This window comes from Streptomyces sp. NBC_00090, from assembly GCF_045160815.1.
Taxonomy (GTDB): Bacteria; Actinomycetota; Actinomycetes; order Streptomycetales; family Streptomycetaceae; genus Streptomyces.
Window position 1 is genome coordinate 9,005,679 of the sequence record NZ_CP108224.1, and the last position, 14,476, is coordinate 9,020,154.

Annotated in this window: 14 protein-coding genes and 1 pseudogene; 7 read left to right on the plus strand and 8 right to left on the minus strand. The window is 72.9% G+C overall.

Annotation, left to right across the window (positions count from 1 at the left end; all coding sequences use genetic code 11):
* Positions 1-33: 33 nt before the first annotated feature.
* The gene (gene ligA, locus OG361_RS39890; RefSeq protein ID WP_405861619.1) at positions 34-2,118 is read left to right on the plus strand and encodes an NAD-dependent DNA ligase LigA; all 2,085 of its coding nucleotides are present in this window, start codon (positions 34-36) and stop codon (positions 2,116-2,118) included.
* Between the two features lie 60 nt (positions 2,119-2,178).
* Here the strand turns inward: ligA and OG361_RS39895 are convergent, their stop codons facing one another.
* Positions 2,179-2,892 carry a TetR/AcrR family transcriptional regulator gene (locus OG361_RS39895; RefSeq protein ID WP_405861621.1) on the minus strand — a complete coding sequence of 238 codons (714 nt, stop codon included), beginning with the start codon at positions 2,890-2,892 and terminating at the stop codon, positions 2,179-2,181.
* 143 nt (positions 2,893-3,035) lie between these two features.
* Between OG361_RS39895 and OG361_RS39900 the strand changes: the two genes are divergently transcribed.
* The 4 genes from OG361_RS39900 to OG361_RS39915 all read left to right on the plus strand — a co-directional run bounded on the left by OG361_RS39900 (position 3,036) and on the right by OG361_RS39915 (position 6,610).
* A complete protein-coding gene (locus tag OG361_RS39900) occupies positions 3,036-4,283 on the plus strand; it encodes a saccharopine dehydrogenase family protein (RefSeq protein ID WP_405861623.1) in 1,248 nt (415 codons plus the stop codon).
* 46 nt (positions 4,284-4,329) lie between these two features.
* Entirely contained in the window at positions 4,330-4,974 is a 645-nt protein-coding gene (locus OG361_RS39905) for a DNA alkylation repair protein (protein WP_405862688.1), read from the plus strand.
* A 223-nt stretch (positions 4,975-5,197) separates the two neighbouring features.
* Positions 5,198-6,193, plus strand: coding sequence for a hypothetical protein (locus OG361_RS39910; RefSeq protein ID WP_405861625.1), 996 nt, complete (start codon positions 5,198-5,200; stop codon positions 6,191-6,193).
* A 33-nt stretch (positions 6,194-6,226) separates the two neighbouring features.
* Positions 6,227-6,610 (plus strand): VOC family protein, encoded by a 384-nt coding sequence (locus OG361_RS39915; RefSeq protein WP_384567452.1) that lies wholly within the window; start codon positions 6,227-6,229, stop codon positions 6,608-6,610.
* A gap of 122 nt (positions 6,611-6,732) precedes the next feature.
* On the opposite strand, the gene OG361_RS39920 is transcribed toward OG361_RS39915, so the two are convergent.
* The 4 genes from OG361_RS39920 to OG361_RS39935 form a co-directional block, all read right to left on the minus strand.
* On the minus strand, positions 6,733-6,888 hold the full coding sequence (locus OG361_RS39920) for a hypothetical protein (RefSeq protein ID WP_405861627.1): 156 nt from the start codon (positions 6,886-6,888) through the stop codon (positions 6,733-6,735).
* A 131-nt stretch (positions 6,889-7,019) separates the two neighbouring features.
* Positions 7,020-8,183 (minus strand): CU044_5270 family protein, encoded by a 1,164-nt coding sequence (locus OG361_RS39925; protein WP_405861629.1) that lies wholly within the window; start codon positions 8,181-8,183, stop codon positions 7,020-7,022.
* Positions 8,180-8,812, minus strand: coding sequence for an RNA polymerase sigma factor (locus tag OG361_RS39930; protein ID WP_405861631.1), 633 nt, complete (start codon positions 8,810-8,812; stop codon positions 8,180-8,182). Before OG361_RS39930 ends, OG361_RS39925 begins: the two co-directional genes overlap by 4 nt.
* A gap of 114 nt (positions 8,813-8,926) precedes the next feature.
* Positions 8,927-10,408, minus strand: coding sequence for an ATP-binding protein (locus OG361_RS39935; protein ID WP_405862756.1), 1,482 nt, complete (start codon positions 10,406-10,408; stop codon positions 8,927-8,929).
* A 12-nt stretch (positions 10,409-10,420) separates the two neighbouring features.
* On the opposite strand from OG361_RS39935, the pseudogene OG361_RS39940 reads away from it, so the two are divergent.
* A pseudogene (locus OG361_RS39940) lies at positions 10,421-10,596 on the plus strand (alkene reductase); the annotation flags it as partial.
* On the opposite strand, the gene OG361_RS39945 reads toward OG361_RS39940, so the two are convergent.
* The 3 genes from OG361_RS39945 to OG361_RS39955 form a co-directional block, all read right to left on the minus strand.
* Positions 10,577-11,560, minus strand: a complete 984-nt coding sequence (locus tag OG361_RS39945) for an NADPH:quinone reductase (RefSeq protein ID WP_405861633.1) — start codon at positions 11,558-11,560, stop codon at positions 10,577-10,579. The pseudogene OG361_RS39940 and the gene OG361_RS39945 sit on opposite strands and share 20 nt — an antisense overlap.
* 27 nt (positions 11,561-11,587) lie before the next feature.
* The gene (locus tag OG361_RS39950) at positions 11,588-12,268 is read right to left on the minus strand and encodes a hypothetical protein (RefSeq protein ID WP_405861635.1); all 681 of its coding nucleotides are present in this window, start codon (positions 12,266-12,268) and stop codon (positions 11,588-11,590) included.
* 78 nt (positions 12,269-12,346) lie between these two features.
* Positions 12,347-12,934: a GNAT family N-acetyltransferase gene (locus OG361_RS39955; protein ID WP_405861637.1), complete on the minus strand. Its 588-nt coding sequence runs from the start codon at positions 12,932-12,934 to the stop codon at positions 12,347-12,349.
* Positions 12,935-13,117: 183 nt separating this feature from the next.
* On the opposite strand from OG361_RS39955, the gene OG361_RS39960 reads away from it, so the two are divergent.
* Complete coding sequence (locus OG361_RS39960) at positions 13,118-14,476, plus strand: ATP-grasp domain-containing protein (RefSeq protein WP_405861639.1); 1,359 nt, start codon at positions 13,118-13,120, stop codon at positions 14,474-14,476.

The window sequence follows — 14,476 nt, forward strand, 5'->3', positions numbered from 1 at the left end:
GCGTTGTCAGTGCCGTGAGCAAGGATGTTCCCCATGACGACCTTTTCCGCCGTTGAGGCGCTGTCCGGCATGTCCAGCCTGCCGAGCCTGTCCAGCCGTGCCGAGTACGAGGCCGGCCTCGACCGCCTGCGCGAGGCGTCCCGCACCTACTACGGCGCGGGCTACAGCCTCATGGACGACGTCACGTACGACAGGCTCCGACTGGCCGTGAAGGCATGGGAGGAGGAGAACCCCGACGAGGTCGTCCCGGCCTCGCCCATCGACCGGGTCGCCGACGGAGCCGCCCCCGCCGGCGACGTCGCGCACACCACGCGCCTGCTCAGTCTCGACAACGTCTTCACCCCGGAGGAGCTCGTGGCCTGGGGGGCGTCGCTCCAGCGGCGCCTTGGCCACGAGCCGACGGGAGGGTTCACCGTCGAGCCGAAGATGGACGGCGCCGCCGTGGCCGCCCGCTACCGCGACGGACGTCTGGTGCAGATCATCACCCGGGGAGACGGCGCCCAGGGCGAGGACGTCAGCCACGTCATCGGCACCGTCGTGGGCCTGCCCGAGCAGCTGACGGTCCCCGCCACCTTCGAGGCGCGGGGCGAAGTCCTCTTCACCCAGGAGCAGTTCGAAGCGGCGAACGAGGTCCGCACCGCGCACGGCGGCGCCGTCTTCGCCAACCCGCGCAACGGCGCCGCCGGCACGCTGCGCGCGAAGGACCGGCCGTACCGGCTGGCGATGACGTTCTGGGCGTACGGCGCGGTCGAGCTCGACGGCGAGGCGTTCCTCCCCGCCGGGGCCACCCACGCCGAGACCCTGGCCGCGGTGGCCCGGGCGGGCGTCCGGACCACCGCGGAGACCCCGGCAGGACTGCACGTCGTCGCCACGCTCGACGAAGCACAGCAGCGGGTCGACGCCATCGCCGCGATGCGCTCCGGCCTGCCCTTCGGCATCGACGGCGTCGTCGTCAAGGCCGACAGCGCGGCCGAACAGGCGGCGGTGGGCTCCGGCACCCGCTTCCCGTACTGGGCCATCGCCTTCAAGCTCCCGGCCGTCGAGCGGCAGACCGTGCTGCTGGACGTGGTCTGGGAGGTCGGCCGTACGGGCGTGCTCGCGCCCACCGCGGTGCTCGCCCCGGTGGAGCTCGACGGGTCGACCGTCACCCGCGCCACGCTGCACAACCCCGCCGACATCCTGAGGCGCGACCTCCACCTCGGCGACACCGTCACCGTCCACAAGGCCGGCGACATCATCCCGCGCGTCGAGGCCGCCGTCGTCGAACTCCGCCCCCAGGACGCCACGCCGGTCCCGCTGCCCGCGGAGTGCCCCAACTGCGGCGGGGAGATCGACAAGAGCCAGGAGCGGTGGCGCTGCGCGAAGGGCACCACCTGCGCTCTGGCTCCGCTGATCGAGTACGTCGCCGGTCGCGACATCCTCGACATCGACGGACTGGGCAGGAAGTACGTCGACGCCCTGATCGCCTCCGGCGACGTCGGGGACGTGGCCGACCTGTTCACCCTCACCGAGGAGCAGCTCACCGCCGCGTCCGGCAGCGCCAAGCGCGGCGCGAAGCTGGCCGAGCAGATCCGGCTCGCCAGGTCCCGCCCGCTCAGCCGCGTCTTCTGCGCCCTGGGCATACCGGGCACGGGCCGCAGCATGTCCCGGCGCATCGCCGCCCACTTCGGCACGATGGAGGCCATCCGCGCGGCCGACGCCTCCGTCCTCCAGGACGTCGAGGGCATCGGCCCCGAGAAGGCCCCGGTCATCGTCGAGCAGGTCGCCGCCTCCGCCGGGGTGATCGACAAGCTGATCGCGGCCGGCGTCACCATGACCGAGCCGCAGCAGCAGAAGTCCGAGGAGGCCGCTGACGGGCCGCTGACCGGCAGGACCGTCGTCGTGACGGGGAAGATGACCGGTCCGCTGGACGGCTGGGGACGGTCCGAGATGGGCGCGCTGATCGAGAAGGCCGGCGGCCGCGTGGGCAGCGGCGTCAACTCCCGGACCACGTACCTCGTCGCGGCACCGTCCGCGAACGGAAAGCCGAGCTCGAAGGCGGTCAAGGCCCAGGAGCTCGGCGTCGAGGTCCTCACCCCGGAGGCCTTCGCGACGCTCGTCGCCGACTACCTGGACTGAGCTCCCGGCGGCACGACGCCGCCACCGACCCGCATCACGCCACCCTGCCGGCCGTCCCCGTCACGCGGGCGATGCCAGTCGTGCCAACTGGGCGGCCGCGCTGTCCAGAAGCATGTCCAGGGCGGTCGGGTAGGCGCTGTGGTTCATACGCGCGGCCAGCAGACCGGCGGTGGCGGCGATGTGCGGGTGCGAGCTGTCCGGCAGCCGGGCGTAGGTCGATTCCCACATGCGCTCGTCGGCCTCGCGGGCGGCCGAGGGCAGGGCGAGTGAGGCCGCGTCCAGGGCGGCGAAGGCCAGACTCTGGTCGATGAAGGCGTGGTAGATCCGTACGGCGTCCGTGTCGGGGAAGCCGGCGGTACGCAGCACGGCGAGGACGGCCTCGTCCACGGCGATCTCCTGCTCCCGCCCCGTGACACGACTGGCGGTGAGCGCCGCCGCCTGGGGATGAGCGAGGTAGGCGCGGTGGATGCGCAGACCGAGCCGGCGCAGGTCGTCGCGCCAGTCTCCGGTGGCCGTCCAGCCGTCCAGCGCCCGCCCGATCAGCTCCGCCCCGACAGCCAGGGTCAGGTCGTCCATCCCGGCGAAATACCGGTACAGAGTGCTGGGATCGGCGCCCAGCGCGAGCCCGAGGCGCCGGGCGGTCAGGCCCGCGCCGCCGTGCTCGGCCAGCATCCGCAGAGCCGTCTCCACGATCAGCTGCTCCGAGAGCACGTCTCCGCTCTTGGTCGGACGGCGCCGTCTGCGCGCCGATTCGGGCACCACCTGCTTGGCCATGGCCTGACTCCTTCCCCCCGGCCCGCACCTTATGCCAACACCATGGACGTTAGCGAGGGATCGAGGGTTACATCGCCTGCACCAGAGGTGACCGCCTCGAAGGAGCCTCCGGCGTCGCCGGAGCGAAGAGGGAGATTTCTGCCATGCGTGTACTGCTTGTCGGGGCCGGTGGCGTGGGTACGGCGATCACGCGGATCGCCGCCCGCCGCCCGTTCTTCGACCACATGGTCGTCGCCGACTACGACCTCGCCCGCGCCGAGGCCGCCGTCGCCGCCCTGGGCGACGGCGGAACCCGGTTCAGCGCCTGCCGAACGGACGCCTCCGACGAGGGCGCGGTCGCCGCCCTGCTCAAGGAGCAGCGCTGCGACGTCCTCCTGAACGCCACCGACCCGCGCTTCGTCCTGCCGCTGTTCAACGCCGCCGCCGCGGCCGGCGCGCACTACCTGGACATGGCCATGTCGCTGTCGAGTCCGCACCCCGACCGGCCGTACGAGCTGTGCGGGGTCAAGCTCGGCGACGCCCAGTTCGAGCAGGCCGAACTCTGGGAGAAGGCCGGCCGGCTCGCCCTGGTCGGCATGGGCGTCGAGCCCGGTATGTCCGATGTCTTCGCCCGCTACGCCGCCGACGAACTCTTCGACGAGATCGAGGAGATCGGCATCCGCGACGGCGCCAACCTCACCGTCGAGGGCTACGACTTCGCGCCGTCGTTCAACATCTGGACGACCATCGAGGAGTGCCTCAACCCGCCGGTCGTGTACGAGGCCGACCGCGGCTGGTTCACCACCGAGCCGTTCAGCGAGCCCGAGATCTTCGACTTCCCCGAGGGCATCGGCCCCGTCGAATGCGTGAACGTCGAGCACGAGGAGGTCCTGCTCGTGCCGCGCTGGATCGACGCGGCGCGGGTCACGTTCAAGTACGGCCTCGGCGAGGACTTCATCGGCAAGCTCAAGACCCTCAGCGCGCTGGGCCTGGACAGCACGGTGCCCGTCACGGTGACCACCGGCCTCGGCCCGGCCGAGGTCTCGCCCCGGGACGTCGTGGCGGCCGTCCTCCCGGACCCGGCGACCCTGGGCGACCGGATGACCGGCAAGACCTGCGCGGGCACCTGGGTCAAGGGCGTCAAGGACGGCGAACCGCGCGAGGTGTACCTCTACCACGTGGTCGACAACGAGTGGTCGATGCGCGAGTACGGCTGCCAGGCCGTGGTGTGGCAGACCGCGGTCAACCCGGTCGTCGCCCTGGAGCTGATGGCCTCCGGCACATGGGCCCGGTCCGGCGTCCTCGGCCCCGAGGCCTTCGCTCCACGCCCCTTCCTCGACCTGCTCACCGCGTACGGATCCCCTTGGGCCATGCGCGAGCAGCTTCCGGCACAGGCTGAATCCCGCAGATGACGGACAGGAGGTCGAGGTGGCCGGGACGACACCGTTGGCCGAGGTGATGGCCGAGCTGGCCGAGCTCGAGGACCCGAGGGCACGCGCGGTCAACGAGAGACACGGTGACGACCACGGTGTGAACCTCGGCAAGCTGCGCGCGCTCGCGAAGCGCCTCAAGGCGCAGCAGGAGCTCGCGTACGGGCTCTGGGAGACGGATGACACCGCGGCCAGACTGCTGGCCATCCTGATCTGCCGCCCGAAGGCGTTCGGGCGGGACGAGCTGGACACCATGGTGCGCGAGGCGCGCGCACCCAAGGTCCACGACTGGCTCGTGAACTACGTGGTGAAGAAGAGCCCGCACTCCGAAGAGCTCCGCGTGGCCTGGACGGCCGATCCGGATCCCGTGGTCGCGAGTGCCGGCTGGGCGCTGACCACCGAACGCGTCGCGAAGAAGCCCGAGGGCCTCGACCTCGCGGGACTGCTCGACGTCGTCGAGGCGGAGATGAAGGACGCCCCGGACCGTCTGCAGTGGGCGATGAACCACTGCCTGGCTCAGATCGGGATCGAGCACGCCGAGTACCGCGCCCGGGCGATCGGCATCGGCGAGCGTCTGCGGGTGCTCGAGGACTACCCGACCTCACCGGGCTGCACGTCTCCGTTCGCGCCCGTCTGGATCACCGAGATGGTGCGCCGACAGCACGACACGTAGGACGACACGCGGCACGACACGTGGGAGGTCCGCCGGGCCGGTGACTCCGCCGGCGCCGGCGCTCCTCCACGGGGGTCACCCGCGTGCGAGGCAACCGGCCCCTTCCCGTGGGCCACGCGGGCGACCTCTCGGCCCCGGCTTCCGCCGCCGCCGGGCGGCCCGGCGGCACGCTCCTCCAGGCGCCGCGCTTCCCGGCGCCTCGCGTCCTGCCAAGGAGAGGTCAATGTTCCGAGTCCTACGTCCGGCCGCCACGGCCACGGCTGCCGTCGCCCTCACCGTGCTCGTGTCCGGCCCCGCGGCGGCCGGCGACCCGGTCGTGTCGGACCCGCGGGTCGTCGCCCACTTCGACTTCGCCCTCGGGCAGACGCCGGAGAACATCGCCCTCGAACCCGACGGCTCCGCGAACCTGACCCTGTCCTTCGCCCGGCAGGTCGTCAACGTCGACAAGCAGGGAACCAAGCGGATCCTCGCGACCCTGCCCGCCGTGGCGAACCCGAACACACCCGTCATCGGCGCGGCCGCCGCCCTGGGGATCGCGCGCGCCCACGACGGCACCCTCTACGTCACATACGCCACCGGTACGGCCGAGACCGGCATCTGGCGCATCAAGACCGACGGCAGCGCGCCCGTCCAGATCGCGACGCTGCCGGCCACCGGGTTCCCCAACGGCCTCGCCCTCGACGAGGAGTGCGGCACGCTCTACGTCGCCGACTCGGTCCTGGGGACCGTCTGGCGCGTCCCCCGCGAAGGCGGGAGCCCCACGGCCTGGGCCACGGGCGAGGCGCTCCGGCCCCTGCCCGCCCCCGACGGCGTGGTCGGCGCCAACGGCCTCAAGGTCCACAACGGCGCCGTGTGGGTGTCCAACACCGACCGGAAGACGCTGCTGCGCATCCCCGTCCGGTCCGACAAGAGCGCCGGGGCGATCGAGACCAGGGCGACCGGGCTCGACGGGATCGACGACTTCGCCTTCACCGGGCGCGACGACACGGCCCTCGCCGCGCTGAACACGGACAACGTCCTCGCCCTCGTACGACCCGACGGCACGCACAAGCCCGTGCTCACCCAGCAGGACGGGCTCTCCAACCCGACCTCCGTGGCGGTGGGCGGCAGGACCGTCTACGTCCCCAGCGCGTCCTATTTCACCGAGGTGAAGGACCCCAACCTGCTCCTCGCCAAGCTCGACAAGCGCCACGGTCTCCCGGGCCTGCCGAACCGATGACGGACCTCGGGTCGTCTCCCTACACTGACGGGCATGGCATGCCGCATCAGTGAGCTCATCCTCGACGCCGCCGACCCCGACCGGCTCGCCGCCTTCTGGAGCGAGGTCCTCGGCTACGTCGAACTCGGTCGCGAGGACGACGGAAGCATCGAGATCGGGCCGCCCGACGCCGGCTTCGGCGGCCCGCAGCCCACCCTCGTCCTCAGCCCCAGCAGCGCCCCGCGGCGGGAGAAGCTCCGGCTGCACATCGACGTCAACCCGACCGACCGGGACCAGGACGCCGAGCTGGAGCGGCTGCTCGCGCTCGGCGCCAAGCCCGTCGACATCGGCCAGACCGGCGCCGAGAACTGGCACGTCCTGTCCGACCCGGAGGGCAACGAGTTCTGCCTCCTGAACGCCCGGCTCCGGCCCCTCTGAGTGCGGAGGTGAGGAGTCCGCCGCGGGCGGGCAGGGTGCGTCGTTCAGGCGGAGCCGGCCCGGCTGCGACAGCCGTAAGGGGTCCGTAGGGACGACGGCGACCGCGCCCGCGCGGGACTCCGTCAGGGCTTCAGGAGCGCGGCTGCCTCTCGGGCGGCGTCGACGGCTCCGGCGCGGGCGGCCCCACGGTCGTCGTCGCTCCGGGCGTAGGCGACGGAGATCACCTGTGCGATCGCCGAGGCGAAGGCACGACGTGAAAGCTTGACGGGGGTGGTCACCGCCGAAGCATATGTGCCACGGCCCCGGAGGAAACGAGGTCGGCCGGCGTCCGGGTCGGTGTGGGGCGGAAGAGGAACTTCCGCCCCTGTCGCAGGTGTTGACGGTGTCGCAGAGGGTCAGGGTTCAGGGATCAGCCGCTGTGGTCGGGGGTTTCACCGGGCTTGTCCGTGACGCCGCGGGTCAGTACGGCCGTCGTGGCGGTGACCTGACCGGCCTTGGCCCACGGGGTGTCCTTGACCATGACGCCCCGCTCGCCGAGGAATTCGAGGGTCTTCCTGTCGAAGATCCACTCGGTGCGGATGCCGTCGTCGTGGACGCGGGCGACCGCGATGCCGTGTCGGCCGGCCGCGTCCACGGCGTCGTCGACGACGGTGACACCGGGGATGCCCGCGGCCGCCTTGTACAGGGCGGCGCTGACCTTCGGCGGAGCCAGCTGCTCGCGCAGCAGGTCGCCGATCGTCACGAACGCCTCCTGGTCCGGGTTGGGACCGGAGCCCTCGGTGTCGTCGTAGATCTTCTTGAGGAGCACGCCGGGGTCGGTGGGCAGCGCCTCCAGGAGGCGGTACGTCGGTGAGTTCAGCGTGGGGTCGGGGTTTCCGGCGGGCCGTTCGGGGACAGGCGCTCCGATTCCCTCCGGATGGTGGTCGGCCAGCTCGATGTTCTTGTCGTACTCACGGAGCAGGCCGGGCCGGCTCCCGTCGACCGAGAGCCAGATCCTCCGGCTGTGGGGCTTGGCCAGACGCATGACGATGTCGCTGTCGCTCTGGCTGGAGTACGCGACCGTACTGGCGATGTACACGAACTGGTCGTCCCGGACGGTGGGTGCGGGCCTGGACGCGGCGACGGTCGCGATCCGGTCGAGGAGCACCGCGGCCGACGTGGCCGCGGTCCCCTTCCCGCCGGAGCCGGAGCCGGAGCCGGAGCCGGAGCCGGAGCCGGCTCCCGAGCTGGGGGCCGCGGCCGCACGGCGGTCGACGGGGGGCTGCTGCCCGTCGAGCAGTCCTCCCGTCGCGAGCAGCGTGACGGCGAGCGCGCCCGCGGCGAGCGGCACGGCGGCGAGCGTCAGGCGGCGGACCCCGCGGCGGGGCTCGGCGGCGGCGGACGTGGTGTCGTGCCGGATCTCGCGCAGCAGGTGGGCCTTGAGGATCTCGTGGCGGTGAACGGGCAGGTCCCGGTCGGACGGCACCTGCAAAAGCCGTGCGATCTCGTCGCGTTCGGCCGGGGTGGGCTCGGGCTGGGTGGGCTCGGGCTGGGTGGGCTCGGGCTGGGTGGGCCGGGACGGGGTGGTGCTCATCGGGCTTCCTCCTGGGTGGGCCGGACCGCGGGGACGCGGTCACCATCTACCTGTCCTCGGCCCGGAACCGAGTTCCCGTTCCCTGACGAGAGATCGGTGCCGGCGTACGTGTGGAGCTTCTTCCGGGCGCGCGAGAGGCGGGAGCGGACGGTCCCCACCGGGACGGCCAGGGCCTGGGCCGCGGCCGCGTAGTCCAGGCCGGACCAGACGCAGAGCGCGACCACCTCCCGCTCGGGACGCCGCAGTCGGGAGAGCGCCGCCCGTACCGCGGCCAGCCGGCCCGCGTCGTCGATCCGGCCGACCAGCTCATCGGCGAAGTCGGGGAACACCTCCTCGCGCGGCAGACGGCTCATCGCCGCCTCGTGACGCCGGGCGGCCCGGCGGGTGTTCCTCGCGACGTTGGTGGCGATCCCGAGCAGCCACGGCCGCAGTGATCCCCCGTCCGGGTCCACCGAGGTCCGCAGCCTCCAGGCCTCCAGGAACGTCAGCGACAGCACGTCCTCGGCCGTCGACCAGTCGCCCGTCAGCCGAAAGGCGTGGTGGTGCACCGCGCGGGCGTAGTCGTCGAAGAGGGAGCCGAACGCGTCGGAGTCCCCCGCCCGTATTCGGGCACGCACACTCATCTCCATATCAACGGACTGTCCGGCCGCTTCGCGCGAGTTCCCAGAACGTGACGCGCGCCACAGTGGCCCCCGGTGACCGTGGAGGCGCGTGGCGCGCGGCTCCCACGACCCGCCGCCGGGTCAGGGCCCGGCGGCCGTGCGTACCGCGTCCGTGAGGGGCATGGTCGCGCCCGCCTGGAACGCGGTGGCGTACTCGGACGGGCCGAGGACCGTGATGATCGCCGCCATGGCGCGGCGCACATCGGCGCTCTCGGCCTCCGGGAGCGGTGCGCCCACGCTCCTTCGGGCCGTGTCCGCGGCGCCCAGGAGCACGGCGGCGCGGGTGAGGCCGGCACCGTCGCCCATGGCCGCGGCGACGGCGGCGGTGCCTTCGAGGGAGAGCGCGAGGGCGCGCGGGTCCGCCAGCCGCTCGGCGAACTCCAGTCCGCGTGCCTGATACGCGGCGGCCTCCTCCAGCCGGCCACGGAGCTCGGCCACGAAGCCGAGCTCCACATGGATCAGGTGCTTCCCCGCGGTCGACGACGGGTACGCGTCGCGCATCGTCCGGAAGTGGTGCTCGGCGGCGTCGAGGTCGCCGGAGCGGCGTGCGCCGAGGGCCAGGCCCATGAGCGCGAACACCTCGCCGAACATGTGGCCCTGCTCCGCGGCCGCCCGCCGGGCCTGCTCGTGAAGCACGCGGGCGCGCTCCCAGTCGCCGGCCAGGAGCGCGAGGCGACCCAGTCCCGCGAGGCGCGCCGAGGCCTCCGCGGCCAGGCCCAGACCCTCGGCGAGGCGCAGTCCTTCGGTCTGGCGGGAGGCGGCCGTGGCGTAGTCGCCCTCGATCTCGGCAAGGGCGGCCAGTACCGGGACGGTCAGCAACTCGCCCCATCCGTCGCCGAGTTCATGGAAGGACGCCGAGCTGTCCAGGCCGTCGTGGCGCGCGGTGCGAAGGTCTCCGGCGGCGAACGCGGTATGCGCGCGCAGCGCCCGGGCGGCGGCCGTGCCCCAACGGTCGGCTGCTTCGGTGAAACGGTCGAGGGCGCGGGCGTTGACCTCCTGCGCCGCTGCCGGGTCGCCCGCGTGGTGGAGGCCGTACGCGAAGAGCCACAGCGCGCGACCTCGCCGGGCGGGATCGGCGATGTCCGCCTCCGGGCATTCCGCGTCCGGTACGCGGCCGCCCGTCAGCATGGCGAAGGCACCGTGCAGGAGGCGGAGTTCGGCCGACGCGTGTGCCGGGACCGCCTCCACTGCCGCGGCGAGGGTGCGTCGCGCCTCGTGCAGACGGCCGCGGAGCAGCCACCAGGGGCAGAGGGCGGCGGCCAGGCGCACGACGCCGTGCGGATCGCCCGACCGCAGGGCGTGGTCGAGAGCCGCGCGCGTGTTGGCGGACTCCGCGTCCAGCCGGGCGAGCCAGAGCCGCTGGCCCGCGCCACGCAGGTGGGGTTCGGCCCGCTCGGCGAACTCGCGGAAGTACGAGGCGTGACGGTCCATCGCGGACCCGAACTCCCCGGCCTCGTACAGCCGTTCACGGGCGTACGCGGCGACGGATTCGAGCAGGCGGTAGCGCGGGCCGTCGGCGGTGACGGTCACGGACACGAGGGAGCGGTCGACCAGGCGGCCCACCAGGTCGAGCACCTCGCCGCGGGGGCCGACCTGATCGCCCTCGGCCGTTCCTTCCTGGCCAACCCCGACCTCGTCGCCCGGATGCGTACCGGCGCCCCCTCAATCCGATCCGCGACGCCCACCTGATGTACGTGGGCGGGGAGACGGGCTACACCGACTACCCGACGCTCAGCGGTCGGGCAGCGTGACCAGGACGCGTCCGCGGCCTCCCGCGTCGACGCGTTCGTGGGCCTTGGCGATGTCCTCCAGAGGGAAGCGTTCGCCGACGTCCACGCGGAGGGCGCCGACGGCGGCCGCCGCGGTGAGGTCGCGGGCCGCCAGCCGCCTGGCCGCGGCGGGAAAGTCGTCGCTCCCCAGCAGGCGAAGGGTGACGTTGTTGAACAGCAGCGGCCAGAAGGGGAGTTCGGTGCGGTCCTCGTGGGTGCCGTAGGCGGCGATGACGGCGTCGAGCGCGGTGACCGCGTTGTCGAGGTCGGCGTTGGCGGACAGGGACACCTCGACGACCCGGTGGACTCCCTCGGGCGCGTACGAGCGGATCGCCGCCGCCGGGTCGTCCGTGTCGAGCGCGACGGCGTGGGAGACGACGGCCGGGTCGACACGGTCCAGGTCGCCGCCGTGCCGGACGGTGCCGAGCACGGTCGCGCCGCCCCAGCGGGCGAGCTGGGCGGCGAGCGAACCGACGCCCCCGAGGACGCCGTGCACGAGGACGAGCCGGCCGTCGACCGGACCGTCCGCGAAGACCGCGCGGTGGGCGGTGATGCCGGGGATACCGAGGCTCGCGCCGAGGTCGTCGTCGAGATGGTCGGGGAGCCGGACGGCCTGCTGGTCGGGGACGACGGTGTACTGGGCGGCGGTGCCGAAGGCACGGTAGGACTGGGCCCCGTACACCCACACCCGCTCTCCCACGCGGTGGGCGTCGACTCCTTCGCCCACGGCGTCGACGACCCCGGCGGCGTCGCTGTGCGGAATCACGCGGGGGTAGGGCATGGACGAGCCGAGCCAGCCGCGCCGCTTCTTGGTGTCGCCGGGGTTGACGCCCGACACGGTCACGCGGACGCGGACCTCGCCGGCGCCGGGGTGGGGGTCGGGCAGGTCGCCGACGTGCAGGACGTCGGCCGCGGGGCCCTGCCGGTCGTACCAGGACGCGAACATGGAAGTACCTCCGGTGTCCTGTCGATGCTACGGCCGACGGCTCCCTGACGGCAGGCCGTGGGGGGTGAGGCCGGCGAGGGCGAGGGCCCTGGCGACGGCCGGCAGGTCCAGCGGTTCGTCGTCCGGGGTCGTGGGGAGCAGCCGCTCCAGCAGCCGGGCCGGATCCAGGCGGTGTGCCTCGGCGTCGGCCAGCAGGGTGTCCGCGCTCGGCCCGTCGGCGGTGCCGTCGACGTACTCCGACAGCTCGCCCAGGATCCGGTCCCGGTGGACGAAGCCGCTCATGCCGCAGTCCAGGCCGTCGTCACCGAGGTCGTCGGGGTAGGACGCGCGGGCCCAGGCCCCGTTCTCGTACCAGTAGACGCAGCCCAGTTCGTACCCCTCCAGCCGGTCGCGCAGCTCCTCGTACGGGAGCCAGTCCGGGCCGCCCGCCAGCATGTCGATCGGCGGCTCGTGCCACTTCACGCCGCTCGACTCGTCCTCGCCGTAGAGCACGAACCGGCCCTCGCCCAGCCGGGACATGGTCCACCAGGTGCAGCCGCAGTCGTCGTAGTGGAGTCCCTCGTCGTCGATCCAGCGGCCGGTGCGGTAGCCGCTCTTGCGCGACTCCTCCGCGGTGGTCGCCCCGACGGCGGCGAGCAGCGCCCACCGGGCCCAGAGCACCTCGCCCGGCGGAAGGTCCCCGGGCAGTCCCGGACGGTGAATGGTCATGCGTGTCCCCGTGTGTGTCGTCGTTCCGCTGGTGATCGCGGCAAGAGTACGGCCCCCGACGGGGCGGGTGCTGTCCCGTCAGTCGGCCGGCCTGCCCGTGGCCGCCGTGACAGGGAGCGGGATCTCGAAGTGGACGGTTCCGTATCCGCCGTGCTCGCCCGTCGTCCGCGCGTCGCAGACCTCCTCGGCCATGCTGCGCCAGAACCCCTCCGCGCCGGGGACGTCGACGTTCGTGTGGAGGTAGACCGTGTCGTATCCGGGGACGCCCGCCGCGAACTCGCAGGCGGCCCCGACCATGGCGCGGGCCAGTCCGTGCCTGCGGTGGTCCGGACGGACGTAGACCCGTAGCAGCTGGGCCGTGCGGCCGGACGGGTAGCGCTCGGTGAGCCGGCGGGGGTGCGGGGGATGGGCGGGGCCCCGGGAGTTCAGGGCCGTGGTGCCGACCACCTCGTCGCCCAGGACCGCCACGACGAGGGTGTGGCGCGGGTGGTTGAGGTAGGTGCTCTCGATGTCGACGACGTCGTCGTGCCACCGGGGCACGTACCCGTAGTCGAACTCCCGGTAGAACGTGTCGAGCATGACGCTCCGCGCGCCGGTCACGTCCTCCCGCCGGGCGTGCCGGATCACGTACGGCCCGATCTCTTGCCCCTGCGTCAGGTCTCTCATGGCGCGGTGGTTCCCTTCCGGCGCTCCGGTCTCGTGAGCGGCAGGCTACCCCGGAAACAGCACTATTGGAAATGAAAACTATTTCGGATAGCTTCCTTCTCGGTCCGGTGCGGCCGCCTCCCGTCAGGCGGTCGCTTCGCAGGTATGCCCGTCGGTCCCGGCGGCATCGTGAGAGGAACTTCCGTGGCGCATCTGTTGGTTGTCGAGAGCTGGGTGGGGTCGATGAGCAGGCTGCTGCCCAGGGCGATCCGTGAGGGCGGGCACGAGTTCACCTTCGTCACCCGCGACCTGCACCACTATCTGCGCGGCGCCGACGCCGGCGGCCGCGCCGGGCCGCACCCCCTGCTCGCGGCGCGCAACATCATCACCGCGGACACCAACGACCTCGACGAGCTGCTGCCCCACCTGGAACGGCTCCACGGGGTGCTCGCCTTCGACGGCGTGGTCTCCTCCTGTGACTACTACCTGCCCGCCGTGGCCCGAACGGCGGAACGGCTCGGCCTGCCCGGCCCGGCGGCAGGGGCGGTCGAGGCGGCCTGTCGCAAGGACCTGACCCGCCGGGTACTGGCGGAGGCCGGAGTGCCGGGCCCGCGCTACGCGCTCTGCGCGGACACGGGGCAGGCCGCCTCGGCCGCCCGCGAGATCGGCTACCCGCTGGTGGTCAAGCCCGTGGACCTCTGCGCCGGGATGCTCGTACGCGAGGTCCGCGACGAGCACGAACTGGAGGCGGCCTGCCGGGCACTGGCCGCGTTCCCGGTCAACGCGCGCGGCCAGGACCGCATGCCCGTCGTCCTCCTCGAAGAACTCCTCACCGGGCCCGAGGTGAGCGTCGAGACCGTCTCCTTCGACGGCGCCACGCACGTGGTCGGAGTCACCGACAAGAGCATCGGCGGCGCCCCGGCCTTCATCGAGACCGGCCACATGTTCCCGGCGGGCATCGCTCCGGAACCGGAGCGGGAGGCGGCCGACACGGCCGTGGCCGCGATCAGGGCCCTCGGCCTCGACCAGGTCGTGTGCCACACCGAGATCAAACTGACCCCCGAGGGACCCAGGGTCGTCGAGGTCAACCCCCGCCCGGGCGGCAACCGCATCACCGAGCTCGTCCGCCACGTCACGGGCGTCGATCTGGCCGCCGCCTGCGTGGACGTGGCCCTCGGCCGTACGCCCGACCTCGCTCCGCACCCGACCGGGGTGCGCAGCGCCGCCATCGCCTTCCTGCTTCCCCGTGCCACCGGCACCCTCGTCGGCATCGAGGGCGCCGACGAGGTCCGGTCGCGGCCCGGGGTGCTGGAGCTCACCCTCGCCGAAGCGGGCCGCGCCGTGCGCGCGGCGACCAGCAACAACGAGTACCTCGGCCACGTCATGACCGCCGACACCGGCGGAAGTGGAGCCCGGGAGGCGGCCGAACGGCTCCTCACACACCTGCGCCCCGTCGTTGAGACGCAGGACGCCCCGTCGGTCCCATCGGCTCCGTCGGCTCCGTCGGCTCCGTCGGTCCCGTCGGTCGCTTCGGCTCCCTCGGCCCCGGCGGTGCTCGCGTGA

Excerpts from the sequence above, each read along its gene's own strand:
- ligA (WP_405861619.1), top strand. The coding sequence starts at position 34 with ATGACGACCTTTTCCGCCGTTGAGGCGCTGTCCGGCATGTCCAGCCTG.
- OG361_RS39895 (WP_405861621.1), bottom strand. The coding sequence starts at position 2,892 with ATGGCCAAGCAGGTGGTGCCCGAATCGGCGCGCAGACGGCGCCGTCCG.
- OG361_RS39900 (WP_405861623.1), top strand. The coding sequence starts at position 3,036 with ATGCGTGTACTGCTTGTCGGGGCCGGTGGCGTGGGTACGGCGATCACG.
- OG361_RS39905 (WP_405862688.1), top strand. The coding sequence starts at position 4,330 with ATGGCCGAGCTGGCCGAGCTCGAGGACCCGAGGGCACGCGCGGTCAAC.
- OG361_RS39910 (WP_405861625.1), top strand. The coding sequence starts at position 5,198 with ATGTTCCGAGTCCTACGTCCGGCCGCCACGGCCACGGCTGCCGTCGCC.
- OG361_RS39915 (WP_384567452.1), top strand. The coding sequence starts at position 6,227 with ATGGCATGCCGCATCAGTGAGCTCATCCTCGACGCCGCCGACCCCGAC.
- OG361_RS39925 (WP_405861629.1), bottom strand. The coding sequence starts at position 8,183 with ATGAGCACCACCCCGTCCCGGCCCACCCAGCCCGAGCCCACCCAGCCC.
- OG361_RS39930 (WP_405861631.1), bottom strand. The coding sequence starts at position 8,812 with ATGGAGATGAGTGTGCGTGCCCGAATACGGGCGGGGGACTCCGACGCG.
- OG361_RS39945 (WP_405861633.1), bottom strand. The coding sequence starts at position 11,560 with ATGTTCGCGTCCTGGTACGACCGGCAGGGCCCCGCGGCCGACGTCCTG.
- OG361_RS39950 (WP_405861635.1), bottom strand. The coding sequence starts at position 12,268 with ATGACCATTCACCGTCCGGGACTGCCCGGGGACCTTCCGCCGGGCGAG.
- OG361_RS39955 (WP_405861637.1), bottom strand. The coding sequence starts at position 12,934 with ATGAGAGACCTGACGCAGGGGCAAGAGATCGGGCCGTACGTGATCCGG.